This window comes from Neorhizobium sp. P1_A6, from assembly GCF_056406795.1.
Window position 1 is genome coordinate 490,365 of sequence record NZ_JBFTZM010000003.1, and the last position, 20,996, is coordinate 511,360.

Annotated in this window: 25 protein-coding genes; 7 read left to right on the forward strand and 18 right to left on the reverse strand. The window is 61.4% G+C overall.

Annotated features, from left to right (window positions below; translation table 11 throughout):
• Nucleotides 1–48: 48 nt before the first annotated feature.
• Nucleotides 49–834: a class I SAM-dependent methyltransferase gene (locus AC1D3C_RS09275; protein ID WP_477482666.1), complete on the reverse strand. Its 786-nt coding sequence runs from the start codon at nt 832–834 to the stop codon at nt 49–51.
• Nucleotides 835–992: 158 nt separating this feature from the next.
• Entirely contained in the window at nt 993–2,018 is a 1,026-nt protein-coding gene (ftsZ, locus tag AC1D3C_RS09280; RefSeq protein ID WP_038542227.1) for a cell division protein FtsZ, read from the reverse strand.
• Nucleotides 2,019–2,236: 218 nt separating this feature from the next.
• Between ftsZ and AC1D3C_RS09285 the strand changes: the two genes are divergently transcribed.
• Together AC1D3C_RS09285 and AC1D3C_RS09290 are read left to right on the forward strand one after the other, a co-directional pair.
• Nucleotides 2,237–2,455, forward strand: coding sequence for a hypothetical protein (locus tag AC1D3C_RS09285; RefSeq protein WP_038542223.1), 219 nt, complete (start codon nt 2,237–2,239; stop codon nt 2,453–2,455).
• A gap of 80 nt (nt 2,456–2,535) precedes the next feature.
• Complete coding sequence (locus AC1D3C_RS09290; protein ID WP_477482667.1) at nt 2,536–3,537, forward strand: ketopantoate reductase family protein; 1,002 nt, start codon at nt 2,536–2,538, stop codon at nt 3,535–3,537.
• A gap of 94 nt (nt 3,538–3,631) precedes the next feature.
• Here AC1D3C_RS09290 and AC1D3C_RS09295 read toward each other — a convergent pair whose 3' ends face one another.
• Nucleotides 3,632–4,573, reverse strand: coding sequence for an alpha/beta fold hydrolase (locus tag AC1D3C_RS09295; protein WP_477482668.1), 942 nt, complete (start codon nt 4,571–4,573; stop codon nt 3,632–3,634).
• Nucleotides 4,574–4,903: 330 nt separating this feature from the next.
• Between AC1D3C_RS09295 and AC1D3C_RS09300 the strand changes: the two genes are divergently transcribed.
• Nucleotides 4,904–5,218: a DUF1883 domain-containing protein gene (locus AC1D3C_RS09300; RefSeq protein WP_038585897.1), complete on the forward strand. Its 315-nt coding sequence runs from the start codon at nt 4,904–4,906 to the stop codon at nt 5,216–5,218.
• Nucleotides 5,219–5,236: 18 nt separating this feature from the next.
• Here the strand turns inward: AC1D3C_RS09300 and AC1D3C_RS09305 are convergent, their stop codons facing one another.
• Together AC1D3C_RS09305 and AC1D3C_RS09310 are read right to left on the reverse strand one after the other, a co-directional pair.
• Nucleotides 5,237–6,553, reverse strand: coding sequence for a replication-associated recombination protein A (locus AC1D3C_RS09305; protein ID WP_477482669.1), 1,317 nt, complete (start codon nt 6,551–6,553; stop codon nt 5,237–5,239).
• A complete protein-coding gene (locus tag AC1D3C_RS09310; protein ID WP_477482697.1) occupies nt 6,550–7,950 on the reverse strand; it encodes a DegQ family serine endoprotease in 1,401 nt (466 codons plus the stop codon). The genes AC1D3C_RS09305 and AC1D3C_RS09310 overlap by 4 nt, the downstream gene beginning before the upstream one ends.
• A gap of 135 nt (nt 7,951–8,085) precedes the next feature.
• Here AC1D3C_RS09310 and AC1D3C_RS09315 point away from each other — a divergent pair, with 135 nt between their 5' ends.
• Nucleotides 8,086–8,466: a YkvA family protein gene (locus tag AC1D3C_RS09315; protein ID WP_038542208.1), complete on the forward strand. Its 381-nt coding sequence runs from the start codon at nt 8,086–8,088 to the stop codon at nt 8,464–8,466.
• A 37-nt stretch (nt 8,467–8,503) separates the two neighbouring features.
• Complete coding sequence (locus AC1D3C_RS09320; protein ID WP_477482670.1) at nt 8,504–8,866, forward strand: lysozyme inhibitor LprI family protein; 363 nt, start codon at nt 8,504–8,506, stop codon at nt 8,864–8,866.
• A 50-nt stretch (nt 8,867–8,916) separates the two neighbouring features.
• Here AC1D3C_RS09320 and AC1D3C_RS09325 read toward each other — a convergent pair whose 3' ends face one another.
• From AC1D3C_RS09325 to AC1D3C_RS09335, 3 genes are all read right to left on the reverse strand, one after another.
• Nucleotides 8,917–9,324 carry a DUF433 domain-containing protein gene (locus AC1D3C_RS09325; protein WP_309493806.1) on the reverse strand — a complete coding sequence of 136 codons (408 nt, stop codon included), beginning with the start codon at nt 9,322–9,324 and terminating at the stop codon, nt 8,917–8,919.
• A gap of 95 nt (nt 9,325–9,419) precedes the next feature.
• Nucleotides 9,420–11,255, reverse strand: a complete 1,836-nt coding sequence (ilvD, locus tag AC1D3C_RS09330; protein ID WP_477482671.1) for a dihydroxy-acid dehydratase — start codon at nt 11,253–11,255, stop codon at nt 9,420–9,422.
• A 165-nt stretch (nt 11,256–11,420) separates the two neighbouring features.
• Nucleotides 11,421–11,831, reverse strand: coding sequence for a DUF4112 domain-containing protein (locus AC1D3C_RS09335; protein WP_477482672.1), 411 nt, complete (start codon nt 11,829–11,831; stop codon nt 11,421–11,423).
• Nucleotides 11,832–12,040: 209 nt separating this feature from the next.
• Between AC1D3C_RS09335 and msrP the strand changes: the two genes are divergently transcribed.
• Nucleotides 12,041–12,985, forward strand: coding sequence for a protein-methionine-sulfoxide reductase catalytic subunit MsrP (msrP, locus tag AC1D3C_RS09340; RefSeq protein ID WP_477482673.1), 945 nt, complete (start codon nt 12,041–12,043; stop codon nt 12,983–12,985).
• A gap of 2 nt (nt 12,986–12,987) precedes the next feature.
• A complete protein-coding gene (gene msrQ, locus AC1D3C_RS09345; protein ID WP_477482674.1) occupies nt 12,988–13,686 on the forward strand; it encodes a protein-methionine-sulfoxide reductase heme-binding subunit MsrQ in 699 nt (232 codons plus the stop codon).
• A 74-nt stretch (nt 13,687–13,760) separates the two neighbouring features.
• Here msrQ and AC1D3C_RS09350 read toward each other — a convergent pair whose 3' ends face one another.
• The 10 genes from AC1D3C_RS09350 to rpsE form a co-directional block, all read right to left on the reverse strand.
• Nucleotides 13,761–14,342, reverse strand: a complete 582-nt coding sequence (locus tag AC1D3C_RS09350; protein ID WP_477482675.1) for a DoxX family protein — start codon at nt 14,340–14,342, stop codon at nt 13,761–13,763.
• 174 nt (nt 14,343–14,516) lie between these two features.
• Nucleotides 14,517–14,942, reverse strand: coding sequence for a 50S ribosomal protein L17 (rplQ, locus tag AC1D3C_RS09355; RefSeq protein ID WP_007766870.1), 426 nt, complete (start codon nt 14,940–14,942; stop codon nt 14,517–14,519).
• Nucleotides 14,943–15,077: 135 nt separating this feature from the next.
• On the reverse strand, nt 15,078–16,088 hold the full coding sequence (locus AC1D3C_RS09360) for a DNA-directed RNA polymerase subunit alpha (RefSeq protein WP_038542179.1): 1,011 nt from the start codon (nt 16,086–16,088) through the stop codon (nt 15,078–15,080).
• Nucleotides 16,089–16,269: 181 nt separating this feature from the next.
• Nucleotides 16,270–16,659 (reverse strand): 30S ribosomal protein S11, encoded by a 390-nt coding sequence (gene rpsK, locus AC1D3C_RS09365; RefSeq protein ID WP_007766864.1) that lies wholly within the window; start codon nt 16,657–16,659, stop codon nt 16,270–16,272.
• A 121-nt stretch (nt 16,660–16,780) separates the two neighbouring features.
• Entirely contained in the window at nt 16,781–17,149 is a 369-nt protein-coding gene (gene rpsM / locus AC1D3C_RS09370) for a 30S ribosomal protein S13 (protein WP_037084707.1), read from the reverse strand.
• Nucleotides 17,150–17,388: 239 nt separating this feature from the next.
• A complete protein-coding gene (locus AC1D3C_RS09375) occupies nt 17,389–18,039 on the reverse strand; it encodes an adenylate kinase (protein WP_477482676.1) in 651 nt (216 codons plus the stop codon).
• Nucleotides 18,036–19,376 (reverse strand): preprotein translocase subunit SecY, encoded by a 1,341-nt coding sequence (gene secY, locus AC1D3C_RS09380; protein WP_038542171.1) that lies wholly within the window; start codon nt 19,374–19,376, stop codon nt 18,036–18,038. Before secY ends, AC1D3C_RS09375 begins: the two co-directional genes overlap by 4 nt.
• 240 nt (nt 19,377–19,616) lie before the next feature.
• Nucleotides 19,617–20,096, reverse strand: coding sequence for a 50S ribosomal protein L15 (gene rplO, locus AC1D3C_RS09385; protein WP_345922118.1), 480 nt, complete (start codon nt 20,094–20,096; stop codon nt 19,617–19,619).
• A 16-nt stretch (nt 20,097–20,112) separates the two neighbouring features.
• Nucleotides 20,113–20,325: a 50S ribosomal protein L30 gene (rpmD, locus tag AC1D3C_RS09390; protein WP_037084714.1), complete on the reverse strand. Its 213-nt coding sequence runs from the start codon at nt 20,323–20,325 to the stop codon at nt 20,113–20,115.
• 11 nt (nt 20,326–20,336) lie between these two features.
• On the reverse strand, nt 20,337–20,906 hold the full coding sequence (rpsE, locus tag AC1D3C_RS09395) for a 30S ribosomal protein S5 (protein WP_038542164.1): 570 nt from the start codon (nt 20,904–20,906) through the stop codon (nt 20,337–20,339).
• Nucleotides 20,907–20,996 lie beyond the last annotated feature (90 nt).

Genomic DNA, 20,996 nt, shown 5'->3' on the forward strand with positions numbered 1-20,996 from the left:
GCTCACGCTTTAGTGACCATTCGGACTGCGTGGCCGCTCTTTTCGCGTCTAGGGTTTACCGGCGCGGATATGCAGGAAGATCGGTGCCACGCGAGTGTCGGCGACAACCGGTTCGGCCTTCGCCACCTCTTCGGATGCCATCGGCTCGCCGAAGGCCTCAATCACCAGTCCGGCGCCGACGACCATCGACACCCAGGTGGTCAGCGTGCGGTGGAAACGCGGCACCGAAAACGGCGTCAGCTTCGCCCGCTCCTCGGCCGGAATTTCAGAAAACAGCCAGCGTTCGATCCGCCCGTCCGTCTCGTCGAAATAATCGGCGATCTGCACCGCCACCGCCTCTCCGCTCTCATCGCGGATATTCTTGCGCGTCGGCGGCACGAAACAGGGATGCAGGATCGAGAACTGCAGGAAACCGCCCGGCTTCAGGATGCGGTAAATGCCCTTCAGCACTTGGCGCTGATCGGCCATATCCATCATCGACATGAAGGCCGTGATGAAATCAAAACTCGCGTCCGGAAAGTCGATCCCCTGCCCGTCGCCGAGCGCATAGGCGATGCCGAGCGGATCGGCAGCCTCGGTCTCGCGAGCGTAGCGGATGAAGGTCGGGGCGATGTCGAGGCCGGTCATCTCGGCGCCGAGCCGGGCGACTGCGCGGGTATTGGTGCCCTCGCCACAGCCGAGATCGAGGCCTTTCAACCCGGCAACCGGCGGCAGCATGTCGAGGAAGGCCGGGGTGTTCAGCACGTCCCGGTATTTGTCGTAACCCGCCCGCGAATAGATCGTCCAGGTCTCGGCATTGCTCTCCCAATGGGAGCCGACATCAGTCGCATCCATGCTCTTCCTCCTCTCAATCGTCGAATGGGCGGCGAGCTATATCCGCGCCGGATGACAATGAAAAGACGTCGGAACCCGGAAAGCAGAAGCCTTCCGGCAGCAAAAACCGCCGGAAGGCTTCTGTTGGAACGGATCTCCTGGCCCGGAGGCCGGGGCGGTTACTGCAGCGTGCGCTGGAACGTCTGCATGTCCGCCGGGGAACCCGGAGCAATGCCCGCATCGCCGCCGTCGAGGCCGGTCGCGACGACGGAGACACGGAACTTGCCGTCGAGGCTGCGGTCGAAGATTGCGCCGACGACGATATCGGCATCGTCCATGACCTCGTCGCGGATGCGGCTTGCGGCCTCGTCCACTTCGAACAGGGTCATGTCGGAACCGCCAGAGATCGAGATCAGCACGCCCTTGGCGCCCTTCATCGAGATGTCGTCGAGCAGCGGATTGGCGATCGCAGCTTCCGCGGCGAGTAGCGCACGACCGTCGCCGGAGGCTTCGCCCGTGCCCATCATCGCCCTGCCCATGCCCTTCATCACCGATTTCACGTCGGCGAAATCGAGGTTGATGAGGCCTTCCTTGACGATCAGGTCGGTGATGCAGCCGACGCCAGCAAACAGCACCTTGTCGGCGGTCATGAACGCGTCGGCGAACGTGGTCTTGGCGTCGGCAATACGGAACAAGTTCTGGTTAGGAATGACGATGACGGTGTCGGCGGCGCGGCGCAGTTCCTCGATGCCGGCATCGGCCGTCTTCATGCGGCGATTGCCTTCGAAGGTGAAGGGCTTGGTGACGACGCCAACGGTCAGGATGCCGGCATTGCGGGCAGCCTGGGCGATGATCGGCGCCGCACCGGTACCGGTGCCGCCGCCCATGCCGGCCGTCACGAAGCACATGTGCGAGCCGGAGAGGTGATCCATGATCTCGTCGATCGATTCTTCTGCTGCAGCGCGGCCGATCTCCGGCAGGGAGCCGGCGCCGAGACCTTCGGTCACGTGGGCGCCGAGCTGGATGCGGCGGGATGCCTTGGAAGTCGCCAGGACCTGTGCGTCGGTATTGGCGGCGATGAAATCGACGCCTTCCAGCTCCTCGGCAATCATGTTGTTGATGGCGTTGCCACCGCCACCGCCGACGCCGATCACGGTGATCTTCGGCCGCATTTCGGTAATCTGGTGTTTTTTGGCGTCCGTCATCGCAATCTCCTTGGCATCGGCACCCGCCGGCCGGGCGGCCTCGTGGCACCCGAATCACATGTATTTTAGCTGGGCAACAAGGCAGAGGCTTGGCGAAAGAACAAGCTTTGAGCCGCAGAAACCGTCCGAATGAAATTTTCCACAAGTTGCGTGGAACTTTTCCCGCTCACAGCAATTGTGAGGATTCGATCACAAAAGAGAGAGGAGCCGAGCGTATCATGCCTACGTCCGCTGCACGTACGTCTATTGCCCCGCCGGATGAACATATCCTCACCGTTCAGGAGGCCCTTGAACCGCTCTTTCTTGCGCTCGAAGAGGAAGCGGAGATCAAGATGATCGCCGCCGCCGTCAAGGCCGGCTGGTCTGTCGAAGACGCCGTCACCGCGATCGACGAGCTTCGCCGGACAGAGCTCGTATCCGCCAGTTGGGCCCATTGACCCATCACAAAAACTCGTTCGCCTGAATCCCGAAGATGTCCTAAACCTACCGCACTGCATATAAGCGTTGCGAGGATATTATGACCATCAGGAATATCTGCATCTATGGTGCGGGCGCTCTCGGGGGCACGTTTGCGACGAAGATTGCCAACGGGCTTGGCCCTGAGGCGGACGTCTCCGTCGTGGCGCGCGGCGCACATCTCGCCGCCATCCGCGACAAGGGCCTGACCGTCGAGCCGGGGGGCGATGCCGCGCCGCTCCGTGCGCGTGTCACCGCCACCAGCGATCCGTCGGATCTGCCGAGCCAAGACCTGATCATCACCGGTCTCAAAGGACACCAGCTTGCCGATGCCGCCGAGGGCCTCGCCGGCCTTCTCAAGGAAGGCACTCGGATCATCATGATCCTGAACGGCATCCCGTGGTGGTATTTCCATCGGGACGCGGAAAGCGGGCATGCGGAACGCCAGCTTTCGGAGCTCGATCCCGAGGGAAAGCTGTGGCGGCTCGTCGGGCCCGAACGGGTGATCGGGTGCGTCGCCTATCAGGGTGCCGAGGTAATCGAGCCCGGCACTATCCGTCTCAACGGCGATGGCCGCTTCTTCCTCGGCGAACCGTCCGGCGAACTCTCGCAGGACCTCCAGTCGATCTCGGCGCTTCTCGGCCGCGCCGGCCTAAACATCCTGCCGACAGAGCGGATCCGGGACGCGATCTGGACCAAGCTGATGGGTAATGCCGCCTACAACCCGATCAGCGCGCTCACCCGCGGCCGAATGAACAGCATCATGGAAAACGCGGCGCTGGTCGAACAGGTCGGCAAGGTGATGACGGAGACGAGAGCTGTCGGCGAGGCGCTTGGCGCGGTCTTCAGCGGCAGCGTCGAAGAGCAGCTCAGCCGGTCGGGCGGTTTCGGCCCCGTCAGGACCTCGATGCTGCAGGACCTGCTTGCCGGCAAGGCGCTGGAGATCATGCCGCTGACCGGTATGGTGGTGGCGCTCGGAAAGCTCGCCGGCGTGCCGACGCCGACCTGCGAAACGGTGTTGGCGCTGACCCTCCAGCTCGACCGCGAAAACCTCAGAAACTGATTCAAGGTTTTATGAACCAGAATCCGCAAACCCACACAAGCGCCTGAAAAGATGAGGCGATGCCGACTTTCGACCGGCATCGCGTTTAGCGATTTCACTTCTTGACCTGTTCCGCCCAGTTCGGCGCATTGCTCTTGCCATCAAGGAAGGGCAGCACGGTCGGCACCAGGGCCGGCGACGCGAAGGCCTCGTAATGGGTAAGATCGGGCAGGATCGCCAGCCGGTTCTTCGGCATGTTCTCGCGCATCCAGCCGGCATCCTTCAGACCGCCGCCGAGCTTGTGATAGAATTCGACGATGTGCTCCGGGCGGATCATGTCGCTGTCGCCGAAGACCAGCATGACTGGCATGGTCAACCTGGCGACCGCATCGGAGAAATCGTAATCCCGGCGCATCAGGTCGCCCATCGCGTCGAGGAGCCGCGGGAATTCGGAGACATCCGGCGCTACCGCCTTGTAGGAGATGAACATCGGCGTCTCCTTCATCATCTCGGCCATGGCACCGCTGACGGCTTCCTGCTGGGGGATCATTTCCGGGAAGAACCCGTTCTTGGCAAAGGGTGCCGAGGCGATGACGAGCCGCCGTACCTTTTCGGGTGACTGTGCGGCCATCTGCAGGCCGACGCCGCCGCCCATCGAATAACCCAGCACATCGACCTGCCCGTAGCCGAGTTCGGAGACGATCTTGCCCATGTCGGCGCCCATGGCTTCCAGGCTGAACGGCCGCTTGCCGAGCGACGTGCGGCCATGACCCTGGAGGTCGACGCCGATGACCTGGCGGTGCTGCGTCAGCGCCGGCATGATCGGCGCGAACATGTCGATGGAGCCCAGACCGCCATGAAGCAGCAGCAGCGGTTCACCCTCCCCGCGGATTTCGTAATAATAGTTGATGCCGCCGACCTCGACATAGCCCTTCCTCGACGGCTCGGCGGCGATCGCCTGGGGTGTGGCCGCTTTCGGTTCCTGCGCTTCGGCCGGAGCCGGAACGAACGATGCGACGACGGCTGCAATTGCGGTGGCCAATATCCTGATCGACATGATGTCCTCCTCGATGGATTGGTTGGTGATGCCCCAAGGACGAAGAGGATAAGCCCGGGCCGACAATCCACGCCGAAATTTCTTCGCGCAAAAGAAAGTCCCGCCGCGAGGAGACGGCGGGACAGGTAGATTGGAGGTCAAAGTATTATTCTTGTGCGGCGGCTGCAGGGGACGAAAGCCGCCTGATTGTCTTCGGCGCGGCCTAGGGATATGCCGGCCGAAGCTGGTCTTCACGGAAGTAAACACACGGGAAACCGCAATGTTCCACTATTCGTTAACGACGTATTGTTAAGATTGATGAACTTCTATGCTGGCATCAATGAGGCAGGAATGGCCGTACCGAATTTCCGCTTTACCCACTACGACTTGAAGCCGCAGCGCGCGGGGACGACGATCGAGGTGACGTTGAATGCGGTCAACAATGTGCGCCTGATGAATGCCGCCAATTTCCAGCGCTTCACGGAACTGCTCGATTTCAAATATGTCGGCGGCATCGCCAAACGATCCCCTATCCGCCTGGTCATCCCGGAGGCGGGCCATTGGCACGTCATCGTCGACATGGAAGGCCATCACGGTCTGGCGGAATCCTCCGTTAGGCTGATCGGAGCGCCGGCCAACGTCGTGGCTCAGAAACACGCCTCCTGATCGGCTGCCAGAAGAGTTTCACTTCGGATTTCGTTCCTTGCGAAGCTTGGCCCACCAGTCGAGCCGTTTGCGGATGTCGCGCTCGAAGCCGCGTTCCGGCGGATCGTAGAACGTCTGCCGGCCCATCTTTTCCGGAAAATAGTCCTGACCTGAAAAGGCCTCCGGCTCGTCGTGATCGTAGCGGTAACCCTCGCCATACCCCTCGCCCTTCATCAGCTTGGTCGGGGCATTGAGGATGTGTTTGGGCGGCAGGAGCGAGCCGTTTTCCTTGGCGGCGCGTGTGGCCGCCTTGAAGGCGGTATAGACCGCATTGGATTTCGGCGCGGTCGCCAGATAGACGCAGGCCTGCGCAAATGCCAGCTCCCCTTCCGGCGAACCGAGATAGTCATAGGCATCCTTGGCGGCGTTGCAGACGACCAGTGCCTGCGGATCGGCAAGGCCGATATCCTCGATGGCCATGCGCACCAGCCGGCGGCCGAGATAAAGCGGGTCCTCGCCGGCATCGAACATCCGCGCCAGATAATAGAGCGCAGCATCCGGATCCGAGCCGCGCACCGACTTGTGGAGCGCGGAGATCAGATTGTAGTGGCCGTCCTGCGCCTTGTCGTAGACCGGCGCGCGGCGCTGGACGATCTGGGTGAGGCCCGTCGTATCGAAGACCTCCCCTTCCCGCGCGGCGCGCCAGACCTCTTCGGCAAGCGTCAGCACGGCGCGGCCGTCGCCATCCGCCATGCGGATCAGGCTGGCCCGGGCGTCGTCGTCGAGCGGCAGCGGCTTGCCTTCGGCCTGTTCGGCGCGGGTGAGAAGCTCGCTCAGGCTCTCTTCGTCATGGCTGCGGAAGGTCAGCACCCGGGCACGCGACAGAAGAGCGGCGTTGAGTTCGAAGCTCGGGTTTTCGGTGGTCGCACCGACCAGGATGACGGTGCCGTCCTCCATAACGGGTAGGAAACTGTCCTGCTGGGCACGATTGAAGCGATGGATCTCGTCGACGAACAGCAGCGTCTGGCGACCGTCCATACGGCGCAGGCGGGCGGTCTCGAACACTTTCTTCAGGTCCGCGACGCCGGAAAAGATCGCCGAGATCTGCTCGAAGGCCAGTCCCGCCTCCCCGGACAACAGTCGTGCGACTGTGGTCTTGCCGGTGCCGGGCGGACCCCAGAAAATCATCGAGCCGAGCGAACCCGAGTCGATCATTCGGCGCAGCGCGCCATCTTCGCCGGTCAGGTGCGGCTGGCCGGTGACTTCGGCAAGCGACTTCGGCCGCAGGCGGTCGGCGAGCGGCCGCCGGTTGGCGACCTCTTCCGGGACCTTCGGCGCGAAGAGATCACCGCTCATCGAAAGAACTGCCTGATACGCTGGCCGTCGCGCTCGATCTCGACCCGCCAGAAACCCGGATCATCGTTGAGCATGGCTTCCATGCCCTTGGTGCTGGTGACGGCAGTGCCGTTCAGCGAGATCAGGATGTCCTTCGGCTGGAAGCCCAGGCGCGCAGCGGGAGAGTTGCGCGTCACGTCGGTCACGACCACGCCGCTCTTTTCAGCCGGAATGTGCAGCTCGGTCGCGAGCTTCGGCGAGAGGTTGGCGATCCTCAGGCCGGCGAAGGGATTGCGGCCTTCGACCAGCCGCTCGTCGCGCGGCGTGGTTTCCGGCGCAGTGTTGAGCGCCAGGTTCACCTGCCGCTGGCCGTCCGCCGTCTGGACGGTGAGCGTCGCCTGCTTGCCGAGACCGGCGGTCGTCAGCCGGTAACCGAGCGCATCCGGATGCTCGACCGCAATGCCGTTGACGGCGATGACCACTTCACCGGGCTTGAGGCCGGCCTTGTCCGCCGGTCCACCCTCGACAACGCGGGTCACCAGAGCGCCGCGCGCGGTCTTGAGGCCGAGCGCTTCGGCGACATCCGAATTGACCGCATCGAAGCTCGCGCCGACGAAGGGGCGTTCGAAGCTCTTCTTGCCCTCGGAAGCCGCCGCCAGAAAGACTTTGACGAGATTGGCGGGGATCGCAAAACCGATGCCGTTCGAACCGCCGCCGCGCGAAAAGATCGCGGTGTTGATGCCGATCAGCTCGCCGTTCATGTTCATCAAGGCGCCGCCGGAATTGCCCGGATTGATCGAAGCGTCGGTCTGGATGAAGAAGCCGAAATCGCCCGTGGTGATCTGGTTGCGGGCAAGTGCGGAGACGATCCCGCTCGTCACTGTCTGGCCGACGCCGAATGGATTGCCGATCGCCAGCACGAGGTCGCCCACCTCGACGCGATCGGAATCGGCGACCGGCAGCACCGGGAAGTGCTCCTTCGACTTGATCCGAAGTACCGCAAGATCGACGCTCTCGTCCTTCAGCACGACATCGCAAGGGAACTCGCGGCCATCCGCAAGCGCGATCTTGATGTCGTCGGCACCTTCGATGACGTGGTTGTTGGTAACGACGAGGCCATCTGCCGCAAGGATCACGCCGGAGCCGAGCGAGGACTGCTTTTCCGAACGGTTCGGCATTCGCTGGCCGAAGAACTGCTCGAAGAAGGGGTCCCCCGCAAACGGATTGAGGCGCTGCACGACCCGTTCGGCATAGACGTTGACGACGGCGCCGGCGGTCTGCTTGACCAGCGGCGAGAAGGAGAGCTGCATTTCCTGGCGGCTCTGTGGCACCACCTTGTCCTGGGCGAGTGCCGCGACTGGCATCAGGAAAGCGAGAGCGAGAAGGCCGGTCGTCACGCATTTCGGCATGGTCAGCATGTAAGTCCTCATTTGAGAAAATCCGGATCGATTTGTAGCGTGGAAAACTAGAAAGGAAAGGTGGCGGAACAACGGAGATTGTGGCGAAAACCGTCAACCTTTTTCCCTATATAGGGTCAAAATCGGGAGAAAAACATGAGCTGGCTGACGGGTTTGAAAGGGTGGGCAAAACGGCTGAAACGCGACATTCTGGCGTTGTGGCTCGCTTCGCGCGACCGCCGCGTGCCGTGGCACGCCAAGCTGGTGGCCGGCGCGGTTGCGGCCTACGCGCTGTCGCCGATCGACCTCATTCCCGACTTTATTCCCATTCTCGGTTATCTGGACGATCTGCTGATCGTGCCGCTCGGCATTCTCCTTGCGATCAAGCTAGTGCCCGCGCCGCTGATGAGCGAGTTCCGCAGCCAGGCCGAACGTTGGGCCGAAAGACCCACGAGCCGCACCGGCCTCGCCTTCATCCTTTCCATCTGGTTCTGCTGTCTCGTCTTCGCTCTCTGGAGCCTCTGGGAACTGAGCTGATCTCCAGGCGTTGCGCATCGAGATCAGGAGTGCAGCCATGAGACATTTGACCATCGCCATCGCCTCGACGGGCCTTCTTCTCGGCCTGACGGTCGCAGCCAGTCCTCGGACGGCCTCGGCCGCAAGCTTCGACTGCGAGCGCGGCGATCTTGCCGCCGACGAGAAGGTGATCTGCGACACGCGCACGCTCAACGACGCCGACGTGAAGATGGTGACGAGTTTCGATATCCTCACCGGCCTGATGGCAATGGGAAACCGCGGCAAACTGCAAGACGAACAGAGCGCCTGGCTGAAGAAACGCCAGGCCTGCGGCGAGGATGTCGAATGCATCCGGTCAGCTTATGCTGAGAGGCTGAAGCAGCTGGACGAGGCGTATAAGAATTTGAACCGGCCGCTTTAGGAGTTTTCGCCCTGACCACTCGGCGTTACGGCGAGAATGTCGCGCCCGGCTCAAAGATCGGCATAGGCCTTTCGATCCTCGTCGCTACCCCACTCATCGAACGTGGCAAAGGGATCGTCGACCGATGGGAAAGCACGGGAGATCAGCACGCGGCCATCTGGCTCAAGCGTGTAAACAGGCTCATCGCCCTTCCGAAGCTTCAGGGTTGTACAATCGGGCTGTGGAATGGTCGCTTGTGCATCGCTTAGCGCGATATGATCGCTTTGACGGGCGGCGTATTCGAGCGCGGCAACAATGTCTGGCGCTTCCAGCGACGGGTGGTCTTCCAGAATTTCTTCCTGCGTTGCGCCTGAAGCCAACAGTTCCAGGACATCTTTCACCCGGATGCGCAGCCCGCGGATTGTCGGGGGTCCCGAACAGACGTGCGGATCAAAAGTGATGCGATGAAGCTCGGACATTTCTCATCCCTCGGGCAACATGAGCATCAGAATAGCACAAAGCGCCGACTGGTGAACCGGACGGCGCCTCGTGATTTTTCAACTCAGCTGCCGTCTTACTCCGGCAGAATCCGCACCGCGCCCTTGTCAGCACTTGCCGCAAACGCGGCGTAGGCCTTCAGCGCGGTGGTGACGTTGCGCTTGCGGGGCTGCGACGGCTTCCAGCCGAAGGCGTCCTGCTCTCTGCGGCGCTCGGCGAGTTCGGCGTCCGAAACGGCGAGGTTGATCGTGCGGTTCGGGATGTCGATCTCGATCTTGTCCCCTTCCCGCACCAGGCCGATCGTGCCGCCATTGGCCGCTTCCGGGGAAGCGTGGCCTATCGACAGGCCGGAGGTGCCGCCGGAGAAACGGCCGTCGGTGATGAGGGCGCAGGCCTTTCCGAGGCCCTTCGACTTCAGGTAGCTGGTCGGATAAAGCATTTCCTGCATGCCCGGGCCGCCCTTCGGGCCTTCGTAGATGATGACCACGACGTCGCCCGCGACGATCTCGTTGGAGAGGATCGCCTTGACGGCCGCATCCTGGCTTTCAAAAACGCGGGCCGGACCGGTGAACTTCAGGATCGAGTCGTCGACGCCGGCCGTCTTCACGATGCAGCCATCGATGGCGATATTGCCCTTGAGAACCGCCAGGCCGCCGTCCTTTGAGAATGGATGTTCGACGGAGCGGATGACGCCTGCCTCGCGGTCGGTGTCGAGCTCGTCCCAGCGGGCGTCCTGGCTGAAAGCGACCTGGGTCGGGATGCCGCCAGGTGCTGCGCGGAAGAAGTTGCGGACCGTCTCGCTGCTGGTGCGGGTGATATCCCAGCGGTCGATCGCATCGCCGAGCGTTTCGGCATGCACCGTGTAGCACTCGCGGTTGAGCAGACCGCCCTTATCCAGTTCGCCGAGGATCGACATGATACCGCCGGCGCGGTGGACGTCTTCCATATGAACGTCGGCCTTGGCCGGCGCGACCTTGGAGAGGCACGGGACGCGGCGCGAGAGCTGGTCGATATCGTCGAGGTTGAAATCGACCTCGCCTTCATAGGCGGCGGCGAGGATGTGCAGGACGGTGTTGGTGGAGCCCCCCATGGCGATGTCGAGCGTCATGGCGTTCTCGAAAGCCTGCTTGGTGGCAATCGAGCGCGGCAGGACGGAATAGTCGTCCTGCTCGTAATGACGGCGGGCGATATCGACGATCAAATGACCGGCCTCGACGAACAGGCGCTTGCGGTCGGCATGGGTCGCGAGCACCGAGCCATTGCCGGGCAGCGACAGACCGAGCGCTTCGGTCAGGCAGTTCATCGAATTGGCGGTGAACATGCCTGAGCACGAGCCGCAGGTCGGACAGGCCGAACGTTCGATGACCTTGACGTCCTCGTCGCTCATCTTGTCGTCGGCGGCGGCAACCATGGCGTCGATCAGGTCGAGCGAATGGGTCTTGCCCTTCAGCACCACCTTGCCGGCTTCCATCGGGCCACCGGAGACGAAGACGGCCGGGATGTTGAGGCGCATCGCTGCATTCAGCATGCCGGGGGTGATCTTGTCGCAGTTGGAGATGCAGACCATGGCGTCGGCACAGTGGGCGTTGACCATGTATTCGACCGAGTCGGCGATGATTTCGCGCGACGGCAGCGAATAGAGCATGCCGTCATGGCCCATGGCGATGCCGTCGTCGACGGCGATCGTGTTGAATTCCTTGGCGACGCCGCCGGCCGCTTCGATCTCGCGGGCGACGAGCTGGCCCAAATCCTTCAGGTGCACGTGACCGGGCACGAACTGGGTGAAGGAGTTGACCACCGCAATGATCGGCTTGCCGAAGTCGCTGTCCTTCATGCCCGTCGCGCGCCAAAGCCCGCGCGCGCCGGCCATATTGCGGCCGTGGGTCGTGGTTCTCGAGCGGTAAGCTGGCATGGTGTTGTCCTCGATCTCTTCTTGCGGGCCGGCACAGTCTACCGCTTTCGGGAGACGCGCGCAAAAAGCCCGTGGTTTTGTGGCTTTCCTAGCGCAAAGCGCCCGGAGTGTCACTATCACGACAGGCCAAAGCGGTACGGTCGGAGCCGGCTGTCCGACGACGCCTCACTTCACCCGCAGTTCATCCGGATGGATATCGAAGTGGTCGAGGATCATCTTGACGTTGCGGCGGTGCGATTTGAAGAAAAGGTCGAAGATATCGCCCGCCAGCGGTACGCTGCCGAGCAAGGAGTCCGCGGCAATGTTGCCGAGCATCCGGGTAAGCTTTGCGGTCGGCAGGCCGAGCTTTCGGGCTTCGTTGACGATGTAAAGGCCGACCAGCGCGCCGCCCGCATCGCCGACGAGCGGGATGAGGCCGAAGACCGAATCGGCGCCGAAACGGATGCGGGTGCCGGGAATGCCGATTGCCGTATCCATCAGCCGCGCAATGCCCGAAAGGCGGCGCAGGCGCCGTAGTCTCTCAGTGCGGTCGGCGAAGGTTTCGTGGCTTCCGGCATCCCATGTGCGTGCCGTCATCTGCAATCTCCTCTTGTCGGGCGAATGGCCCTGCGATGAGAACTGAAGAACTCGAAATGGGGTTCCATCGACGGCATTTCCATCCGCAAACCTCCGGTTTTTCACGCAAACGTGGTTCGAACCAATCTTCCCGCCGCTGTGAAACCTTTCGGTTCCGCGTTACGTATAGGAGCAAGAAGGCACTCGTTGCCGTAGAGGAGATTTTCGACATGCCCGCCTATCGTCCGCCGCATATTCCGGCTTCTGAAATCACCCCCCGCGATATCTACATGTCGCGCCGGAATTTTATGGGCGCTGCGGCCGCAGCCGGGCTTGCCTTTGCAGGAGCCGACAGCGCGTTTGCCGCGCCACTGACGGCCAACCCCAGCGCCTACAAGGTGGACGAGACGCCGACGCCGAAGGAGGCGGTTACCACCTACAACAACTTCTACGAATTTGGCGTCAACAAGGAAGATCCGGCCGCCAATTCCGGCGACTTCAAGCCGGCGCCTTGGTCGGTCAAGGTCGACGGAATGGTCGGCAAGCCGAAGGAATTCGGGCTCGAGGAACTGATGACGATGAAGCTCGAGGAGCGCACCTACCGGATGCGCTGCGTCGAGGGCTGGTCAATGGTGATCCCGTGGATCGGCTTCCCGCTATCTGCCCTTCTTGACCAGGTCGAACCACTCGGCAGCGCCAAATACGTCGCATTCGAAACCGTAGTGCGGCCGGAGCAAATGCCGGGCCAGAAGGGCTTTTTCCAGGCGCTGCCCTGGCCCTATGTCGAAGGCCTGCGGCTCGACGAGGCGCGCCATCCGCTGGCGATCCTCGCGGTCGGCCTTTACGGCGAGACGCTGCCGAACCCCAACGGGGCGCCGATCCGGCTCGTCGTGCCATGGAAATACGGTTTCAAGAGCATCAAGTCGATCGTCAAGATTTCGCTGGTCGAGAAGCAGCCGCAAACCACCTGGAAGAATGCCAACGCACGCGAATACGGCTTCTATTCCAACGTCAATCCGGCAGTCGATCACCCGCGCTGGAGCCAGGCGACGGAACAGCGGATCGGCGAAGGCGGCTTCTTCGGCGCCAACCGCCGCCCCACGCTGCCCTTCAACGGCTACGCTGATCAGGTGGCGAGCCTCTATGACGGTCTCGACCTGAAGGCGAATTATTGAGGATGGCGAACTTTCCTACCCTGCCCCGCCGCTATCACAAGGCAAGCGTCTGGGCACTCTACGTCATCGGGCTCGTTCCGGCTGCCTGGTACTTTTACCTCGGGTTGACCGGTGGCCTCGGCTTCAATCCGGTCAAGGAGTTCGAACATCAGCTCGGCATCTGGGCGCTGCGGTTCATCATCGCAACGCTCGCGATCACGCCGCTGCGCGATCTCGCCGGCATCAACTGGATCCGCTATCGCCGAGCGCTCGGGCTGATCGCTTTCTATTACGTGCTCCTGCATTTTTCGGTCTATGTGTCGCTCGATCTGCGCTTCGATTTCGGCGCGGTCGGCGGCGATATCGCCAAACGGCCCTATATCACCATCGGCTTTACCTGCCTGCTGATGCTGATCCCGCTTGCGGTCACCTCCAACAACTGGTCGATCCGAAAGCTCGCCCAGGGCTGGAACAAGCTGCACAAGCTGATCTACCTGATCGCCGCCGGCGGCGCGCTCCACTATGCGCTGGCGGTCAAGTCCGTGACATTGGTGCCGTTCATGCATATCGGGTTGATTGCCCTGCTGCTGGCCTATCGATCCCTCAGACGGCCGGTCCTGAATTGGAAAAGGGCCAATAACAAACCGGAAAAACCCGTGGCCTCGCAGAGGGCAGGCAGGACGGCTGACGCGAAGGGCGAATCGAGCGCCTCGGCACTTTAACGGATGCCCCCTCAACGCAAGGAGCCGGATCCATCGATCCGGCTCCTTTCATGTTCAAGGTCTTTGAGGCCCGCTCAGAAATGCTTGCGGAACAGCAGCCGGTCGAGCGACAGGTAGCCTCCTCCAAAGGCGGCGTAGAGGAAGGCGCCGCCCGTCCAGAACAGCGAAGCCAGTTCTGCCTTGCTCTGAACCTGTTCCAGGAAGATGTGACCGCCATCCTTCAGCCGCGCCAATGCCTGCGGCGTGAACAACTGCTGGCCGCCGGCCTTCAGCGCCTCAATGCCGGCCGGGGTCAGGAAAGCGTCGCCATAGGGATGGGTGACGTGGAACCAGAGGGTCATGGCCAGCATCACGCCGTTGGCGAGCGCAATGGGGCGGGTGAACAGGCCGGCTGCGATGAACATGCCGCCGAAGAATTGCAGGGCGGCCAGGAAGGGCGACCAGAACCAGCCCGGATACATGCCGATATTTTCGACGAAGCCTACCTGCGCCAGCGGCGCAATGATCTTCGGCCATCCCTCGATTACCAGCATGCCGCCGACCGCCAGTCGGAATATACTCCAGGCCATGGGCTGCGCCAGCTTCTCATAGACAGGGGCCAAAGCGGGAATGACGAGTTCGTCTTTCGCATTTTCAAAAACTACATGCTCAACCATTTTCGTACCTCACGATCTTGTCTCAATGCCGAGACCCTATCGCTTTGGCCGGGTAAGCTCTTGACGCAGGTCAAGCCGTTCGATCGATCGGTAAGGTCGCCATCATAATTGGCCGGAAACGCGAAAAAGCCGGGCGTCTCCACCCGGCTTTTTCAATTCCGACGATGCGGAAAATTATGCGGCTTCGGCAGCGTCTGCTTCAGCAGCAACACGAGCCTTGTCGGCTGCGCCCTTGGCGTCAACATCGCGTTCAACGAACTCGATAACGGCCATGGCAGCGTTGTCGCCCTGGCGGAAGCCGGCCTTCATGATACGCAGGTAACCGCCGTTGCGGGTTGCGTAACGCGAAGCGATGGCGTCGAACAGCTTCTTGACGGCGTCCTGGTCCTGGATCTGCGAGATCGCCTGACGACGAGCGTGCAGGTCGCCGCGTTTGCCGAGGGTGACGAGCTTTTCGACGATCGGACGGATTTCCTTCGCCTTCGGAAGGGTCGTGACGATCTGCTCGTGAGTGATGAGCGAAGCCGCCATGTTGGCGAACATCGCCTTGCGGTGGCTGGCGGTACGGTTGAGCTTGCGGCCGGCTACTCCGTGGCGCATGGCTATTCTCCTTTAATGCAGGTACCCATCTATTTTCGGGCCTGCCGTTTCCTGGCACATACGGGCACTCATCTCTTTCGATCAGAGGCCCGCTGTTTGACGGGGAAAGGCAGTCAAAACCTGCCTTTGTTGATTTCAGTACTGGTCTTCGTAACGCTTGGCGAGATCTTCGATGTTTTCCGGCGGCCAGGCGGGAACTTCCATACCCAGATGGAGGCCCATGGATGCCAGAACTTCCTTGATCTCATTCAGCGACTTGCGACCAAAATTCGGAGTGCGCAGCATTTCCGCCTCGGTCTTCTGGATGAGGTCGCCGATATAAACGATGTTGTCGTTCTTCAGGCAGTTGGCCGAACGGACCGAAAGTTCCAGTTCGTCCACCTTCTTGAGAAGCGCCGGGTTGAACGCGAGTTCGGTAACCGATTCTTCTTCGACGTCCTTCTGCGGTTCGTCGAAGTTGACGAAGACCGAGAGCTGGTCCTGAAGGATGCGAGCAGCGAAGGCAACGGCGTCTTCACCCGTGACCGAGCCATCGGTGTCGATGGTCATGGTCAGCTTGTCGTAGTCGAGAACCTGACCTTCGCGGGTGTTTTCCACCTTGTAGGACACTTTCTTGACCGGCGAATAGAGGCTGTCGACCGGGATCAAGCCGATCGGAGCATCTTCGGCACGGTTGCGATCGGCAGGAACGTAGCCCTTGCCGTTGTTGACCGTGAATTCCATGCGGATCTCGGCGCCCTCGTCGAGGGTGCAGATGACATGGTGCGGGTTGAGGATCTCGATATCGCCAACCGTCTGGATATCGCCGGCGGTTACCGAGCCCGGGCCCTGCTTGCGCACGACCATGCGCTTTGCGTCGTCGCCATCCATCTTGATGGCGATTTCCTTGATGTTGAGCACGATGTCCGTCACGTCTTCCCGGACGCCCGGGATCGAGGAGAACTCATGCAATACGCCGTCGATCTGCACGGCGGTTACAGCCGCACCGCGCAGAGACGACAGAAGCACGCGACGAAGCGCATTGCCGAGCGTCAGGCCGAAGCCGCGCTCGAGAGGTTCGGCAACCAGGGTTACCTTGGTACGGCCGGAGGAGGAGAATTCCACCTTGTTCGGCTTGATCAGTTCCTGCCAGTTCTTCTGGATCATCACTAAATACCTTCCGTTCGTTGCCACCATCCAATCGTGGCAACCGAGCATGAGGAGCACCGATCGAAACGATGTCCATCGGCGATATGGGTAAAGCCGCCGAACCTCCAGGGAGGGTCAGGCGGCTATTCCCGAGTTCAGACAGAGGCCACCCGCCGGTAGCCCCTTCGCTTTCCGACGATCAGACGCGGCGCTTCTTGCGCGGGCGGCAGCCGTTGTGCGGGATCGGGGTCACGTCGCGGATCGAGGTGATCATGAAGCCGGCAGCCTGCAGAGCGCGCAGAGCCGATTCCCGGCCGGAACCCGGACCGCAGACTTCGACTTCCAGCGACTTCATGCCATGTTCCTGAGCCTTCTTGGCGCAGTCTTCGGCAGCGATCTGGGCTGCGAACGGGGTCGACTTGCGCGAACCCTTGAAGCCCTTTGCACCAGCGGACGACCAGGCAATTGCATTGCCCTGCGCGTCGGTGATGGTGATCATCGTGTTGTTGAAGGTAGAATTGACGTGGGCAACGCCCGACGTGATATTTTTACGCTCGCGTCTACGGACGCGGGTGGCTTCCTTGGCCATTTTATCCCTTTCGTTGATCTCTGCACCGCCGTAATTCCAGCGGCTCCACCTCAAGTGAGCAGTCGTTAGCCGTTAGTGAGCGGGACTAATCACCGCTCACTAATCACTGCTCACTTGAAAATTACTTCTTCTTACCAGCGATCGCCTTTGCCGGACCCTTGCGGGTGCGGGCATTGGTGTGCGTGCGCTGACCGCGGACCGGAAGGCCACGGCGATGACGCAGGCCGCGGTAGCAGCCGAGGTCCATCAGACGCTTGATGTTCATCGCGGTTTCGCGACGAAGGTCACCTTCGACCTGATAGTCGCGGTCGATGGTTTCGCGGATCTGAAGGATTTCCGAGTCCGTCAACTGATGGACGCGCTTTTCAGCCGGAAGACCGACCTTCTCCATGATTTCCGATGCGAATTTCGGGCCGATCCCGTGAATGTAGGTCAGCGCGATGACAACGCGCTTCGCAGTCGGGATGTTGACGCCAGCGATACGTGCCACGCCTATTCTCCTTGTTCCAGTTGCCATCCGGCAAGTGGTACTTCTTCCATGAAAGCAGCCAGATCTATGGCCGCCAGTTCAAACACCATACGGAACAGGTCAAAACGACCGGTCTCGGATGTCCTTGCGGGAAATCCGCGCCGATCGCTAAAGCTGTCGCGAGTTGGCGCGGTGTTTAACGGAATCAGTGCTGAAATGCAACCGCTCCGCCCAAGATTCTTTAACAGATCGATGACGGCTCAAAGAGCCGCCAGGATATTTTCGATATCGGACGTGACTTTGTCCATGTCCGCCATGCCGTCGACAGCCTTGAGCTTGCCCTTGGCATGGTAATAACCGATCAGCGGCGAGGTTTCCTTGTAGTAGACCTCGAGGCGCTTGGTCATGGTCTCGGCATTGTCGTCCGGACGGCGCTTGAAATGCGTCGAACCGCATTTGTCGCAGACGCCGTCCTGGGACGGCTTCTTGTCCGTGTCGTGATAGACCGTGCCACACTGGGCGCAGGAATAACGGCCGGAGACGCGACGCACGAGTTCCTTGTCGTCGACACGCAGTTCGATGACGACCGAAAGATCGAGACCCTTGGCCTTCAGCATCGCCTCAGTCGCGTCCGCCTGCACGAGCGTGCGGGGGAAGCCATCCAGGATGAAGCCATTGGCGCAGTCGGGCTGGTCTATACGCTCGGAAACGATCGCATTGACGATTTCGTCGGAGACAAGGTTGCCGGCGTCCATGACGGCCTTGGCGCGCTTGCCGACTTCCGTCTCGGCGGCCACCGCCGCACGCAGCATATCGCCGGTGGAGAGCTGCGGGATACCGTGCTTCTCCACGATCCGCTGGGCCTGGGTCCCCTTCCCCGCACCCGGCGGCCCTAAAAGAATCAATCTCATCGTCCCCTCTTTCCTCCGCGCAGTTTCGACTTCTTGATCAGACCCTCATACTGCTGCGCAATGAGGTGCCCCTGAATCTGTGCTACCGTATCGAGGGTTACACTGACAACAATCAAAAGCGAAGTCCCACCAAGGGCTAATGGCACGCCGGTGCGGGCCACCAGGAATTCCGGCAGGATGCAGACGAAGACAAGGTAGACCGCGCCGATGACCGTGATTCGGGTCAGCACGTAATCGATGTATTCGGCGGTGCGCTCGCCAGGACGGATGCCCGGAATGAAGCCGCCATGCTTTTTCAGATTATCGGCGGTGTCCTTCGGATTGAAGACGATCGCCGTGTAGAAGAAGGCAAAGAAGGCGATCAGCAGGCCGTAGAACAGCATGAACAGCGGCTGGCCGTGGCCGAGCGCCGAGATGATCATCGTCGCCCAGCCCGGCAGACCGGAATTGCCGGCAAAGCCCGCGGCAGTCGCCGGCAGAAGCAGCAGCGAGGAGGCGAAGATCGCCGGGATGACGCCCGAAGTGTTGAGCTTCAGCGGCAGGTGCGACGTATCGCCCTGGAACATGCGGTTGCCGACCTGGCGCTTCGGATACTGGATCAAAAGGCGGCGCTGGGCGCGTTCGACGAAGACGATCAGCGCGATAACGCCGATGGCGACGACCAGCACGGTGAGAATCAGTGCGGTCGGGAGAGCGCCGGTGCGACCGAGTTCCAGCGTGCCGGCAAGCGCCGTCGGCAGGCCGGCGGCAATGCCGGAGAAAATGATCAGCGAAATGCCGTTGCCGATGCCGCGCGAGGTGATCTGCTCACCGAGCCACATCAGGAACATGGTGCCGCCGAGCAGCGTGACGACCGTCGAAAGCTTGAAGAACCAGCCCGGATCGACCACCAGGCCCTGGCCACTTTCGAGGCCGGCCGCGATGCCATAGGCCTGCAGCGTGCCGAGCAGCACCGTTCCGTAGCGGGTATACTGGTTGATGATCTTGCGGCCGGCTTCGCCTTCCTTCTTGAGGTTTTCAAGCGAAGGGACGACCGAGGTCATCAGCTGCACGATGATCGATGCGGAAATATAGGGCATGATGCCGAGCGCGAAGATCGCCATGCGCTCCACTGCACCGCCCGAAAACATGTTGAAAAGTCCGAGGATGCCGCCAGCCTGGCCGCGGAAGGCCTGCGCATAGGCTTCGGGGTTCAAGCCCGGAAGCGGGATGTGGGTGCCGAGGCGATACACGAGAAGTGCCGCAAGGGTGAACCAAAGCCGCTTCTTGAGGTCCTCCGCCTTGGCGAAGGTCGCAAAATTCAGATTGGAGGCAAGTTGTTCCGCTGCAGAAGCCATGCAATTCTCCGCCCGACCAATTCTCCGGCGGCGGGGGAAGTGCCAGGTCCGGAAAGCAGTCTAAAAATTCAGGTTCACAAAAACCGGGCGCGCGAGATTGCCAATGCAATCGGATGCCTCACCCTGTTTTCCGTATGATCCCGGTCAGGCGACCAACAGGATCGCTTCGGGATCGTGAGGCTCACATATGGAGATAAAATCGCCCGGTGTGAAGCACAAACCGGGCGATTTCTAAACGATTTATTCGGCTGCTGCTTCGGCTACGACGAGCAGCTTGATCGAAGCGCCGGCCTTTTCGATCTTTTCGACGGCAGCCTTGGAGGCGCCGGCGACTTCGATCGAAACCTTCGTCGTCAGCTCGCCGTCGGCGAGGAGGCGAACGCCGTCCTTCGGGCGACGGATGACGCCGGCAGCCTTGAGGGCAGCCGCATCGATCGTTGCCTTCGGGTCGAGCTTCTTGGCATCAATCGCGGTCTGAATACGGCCGAGCGAAACGGTGGCGTAGTCAGTCTTGAAGATGTTGGTGAAGCCGCGCTTCGGCAGGCGACGATAGATCGGCATCTGGCCGCCTTCGAAGCCCTTGATCGCCACGCCGGAACGGGCCTTCTGACCCTTCACGCCGCGACCGCCGGTCTTGCCCTTGCCCGAACCAATGCCGCGACCTACGCGGATACGGTCCTTGGAAGAGCCTTCGTTGTCCTTGATCTCATTCAGTTTCATGGTCAATTCCTCCGTCTCACTTCTCGTCGACGACGCGAACGAGATGCTGGACAGCCCGGATCATGCCACGAACGGAAGGAGTATCTTCCAGCGTACGGGTCCGGTGCATCTTGTTGAGGCCGAGACCGATCAGCGTCTGACGCTGGACGGCCGGGCGGCGGATGGGGCTACCGGTCTGCTCGACCGTAACCGTCTTCTTGGCTTCTGCCTGAGTGGCTTTCTTGGCCATTATCGCTCTCCTTATTCTTCCTGCGCATTGCCGGAAGCGGCGCGGCGAGTCTGCAGCGTTGCATACTTGATGCCGCGCTGAGCTGCTACGTCCTTCGGATGCACCTGATGCTTCAGGGCGTCGAACGTTGCGCGAACCATGTTGTACGGGTTCGACGAACCGGTCGACTTGGCGACGACGTCATGGACGCCGAGCGTTTCGAATACGGCGCGCATCGGGCCGCCGGCGATGATGCCGGTACCAGCCTTGGCCGAGCGCAGCAGAACCTTGCCGGCGCCGTGACGGCCGTTGACATCGTGATGCAGCGTACGGCCATCACGCAGGGGAACGAAGATCAGATCGCGCTTTGCGCTTTCGGTCGCCTTGCGGATGGCTTCCGGCACTTCGCGTGCCTTGCCATGGCCGAAGCCGACGCGGCCCTTCTGGTCGCCGACGACGACGAGGGCTGCAAAACCAAAACGACGGCCGCCCTTGACGACTTTGGCGACGCGGTTGATCGCGACCAGCTTGTCGACGAACTCGCTATCGCGCTCTTCGCGGCTCTGGCGATCTTCGCGCTGGCCTCTTCTTTCTTGTGCCATTGTTCTTTTCCTTTTTCTTTTCCGGGTGCAATGGGCAATTTCCGGGAGCCAACCATCCCCTGCCCACGAAGGACTAGGATGGAACGACTT

Excerpts from the sequence above, each read along its gene's own strand:
- AC1D3C_RS09275 (WP_477482666.1), bottom strand. The coding sequence starts at position 834 with ATGGATGCGACTGATGTCGGCTCCCATTGGGAGAGCAATGCCGAGACC.
- ftsZ (WP_038542227.1), bottom strand. The coding sequence starts at position 2,018 with ATGACGGACGCCAAAAAACACCAGATTACCGAAATGCGGCCGAAGATC.
- AC1D3C_RS09285 (WP_038542223.1), top strand. The coding sequence starts at position 2,237 with ATGCCTACGTCCGCTGCACGTACGTCTATTGCCCCGCCGGATGAACAT.
- AC1D3C_RS09290 (WP_477482667.1), top strand. The coding sequence starts at position 2,536 with ATGACCATCAGGAATATCTGCATCTATGGTGCGGGCGCTCTCGGGGGC.
- AC1D3C_RS09295 (WP_477482668.1), bottom strand. The coding sequence starts at position 4,573 with ATGTCGATCAGGATATTGGCCACCGCAATTGCAGCCGTCGTCGCATCG.
- AC1D3C_RS09300 (WP_038585897.1), top strand. The coding sequence starts at position 4,904 with ATGGCCGTACCGAATTTCCGCTTTACCCACTACGACTTGAAGCCGCAG.
- AC1D3C_RS09305 (WP_477482669.1), bottom strand. The coding sequence starts at position 6,553 with ATGAGCGGTGATCTCTTCGCGCCGAAGGTCCCGGAAGAGGTCGCCAAC.
- AC1D3C_RS09310 (WP_477482697.1), bottom strand. The coding sequence starts at position 7,950 with ATGCTGACCATGCCGAAATGCGTGACGACCGGCCTTCTCGCTCTCGCT.
- AC1D3C_RS09315 (WP_038542208.1), top strand. The coding sequence starts at position 8,086 with ATGAGCTGGCTGACGGGTTTGAAAGGGTGGGCAAAACGGCTGAAACGC.
- AC1D3C_RS09320 (WP_477482670.1), top strand. The coding sequence starts at position 8,504 with ATGAGACATTTGACCATCGCCATCGCCTCGACGGGCCTTCTTCTCGGC.
- AC1D3C_RS09325 (WP_309493806.1), bottom strand. The coding sequence starts at position 9,324 with ATGTCCGAGCTTCATCGCATCACTTTTGATCCGCACGTCTGTTCGGGA.
- ilvD (WP_477482671.1), bottom strand. The coding sequence starts at position 11,255 with ATGCCAGCTTACCGCTCGAGAACCACGACCCACGGCCGCAATATGGCC.
- AC1D3C_RS09335 (WP_477482672.1), bottom strand. The coding sequence starts at position 11,831 with ATGACGGCACGCACATGGGATGCCGGAAGCCACGAAACCTTCGCCGAC.
- msrP (WP_477482673.1), top strand. The coding sequence starts at position 12,041 with ATGCCCGCCTATCGTCCGCCGCATATTCCGGCTTCTGAAATCACCCCC.
- msrQ (WP_477482674.1), top strand. The coding sequence starts at position 12,988 with ATGGCGAACTTTCCTACCCTGCCCCGCCGCTATCACAAGGCAAGCGTC.
- AC1D3C_RS09350 (WP_477482675.1), bottom strand. The coding sequence starts at position 14,342 with ATGGTTGAGCATGTAGTTTTTGAAAATGCGAAAGACGAACTCGTCATT.
- rplQ (WP_007766870.1), bottom strand. The coding sequence starts at position 14,942 with ATGCGCCACGGAGTAGCCGGCCGCAAGCTCAACCGTACCGCCAGCCAC.
- AC1D3C_RS09360 (WP_038542179.1), bottom strand. The coding sequence starts at position 16,088 with ATGATCCAGAAGAACTGGCAGGAACTGATCAAGCCGAACAAGGTGGAA.
- rpsK (WP_007766864.1), bottom strand. The coding sequence starts at position 16,659 with ATGGCCAAGGAAGCCACCCGCGTCCGTAGACGCGAGCGTAAAAATATC.
- AC1D3C_RS09375 (WP_477482676.1), bottom strand. The coding sequence starts at position 18,039 with ATGAGATTGATTCTTTTAGGGCCGCCGGGTGCGGGGAAGGGGACCCAG.
- secY (WP_038542171.1), bottom strand. The coding sequence starts at position 19,376 with ATGGCTTCTGCAGCGGAACAACTTGCCTCCAATCTGAATTTTGCGACC.
- rplO (WP_345922118.1), bottom strand. The coding sequence starts at position 20,096 with ATGAAACTGAATGAGATCAAGGACAACGAAGGCTCTTCCAAGGACCGT.
- rpmD (WP_037084714.1), bottom strand. The coding sequence starts at position 20,325 with ATGGCCAAGAAAGCCACTCAGGCAGAAGCCAAGAAGACGGTTACGGTC.
- rpsE (WP_038542164.1), bottom strand. The coding sequence starts at position 20,906 with ATGGCACAAGAAAGAAGAGGCCAGCGCGAAGATCGCCAGAGCCGCGAA.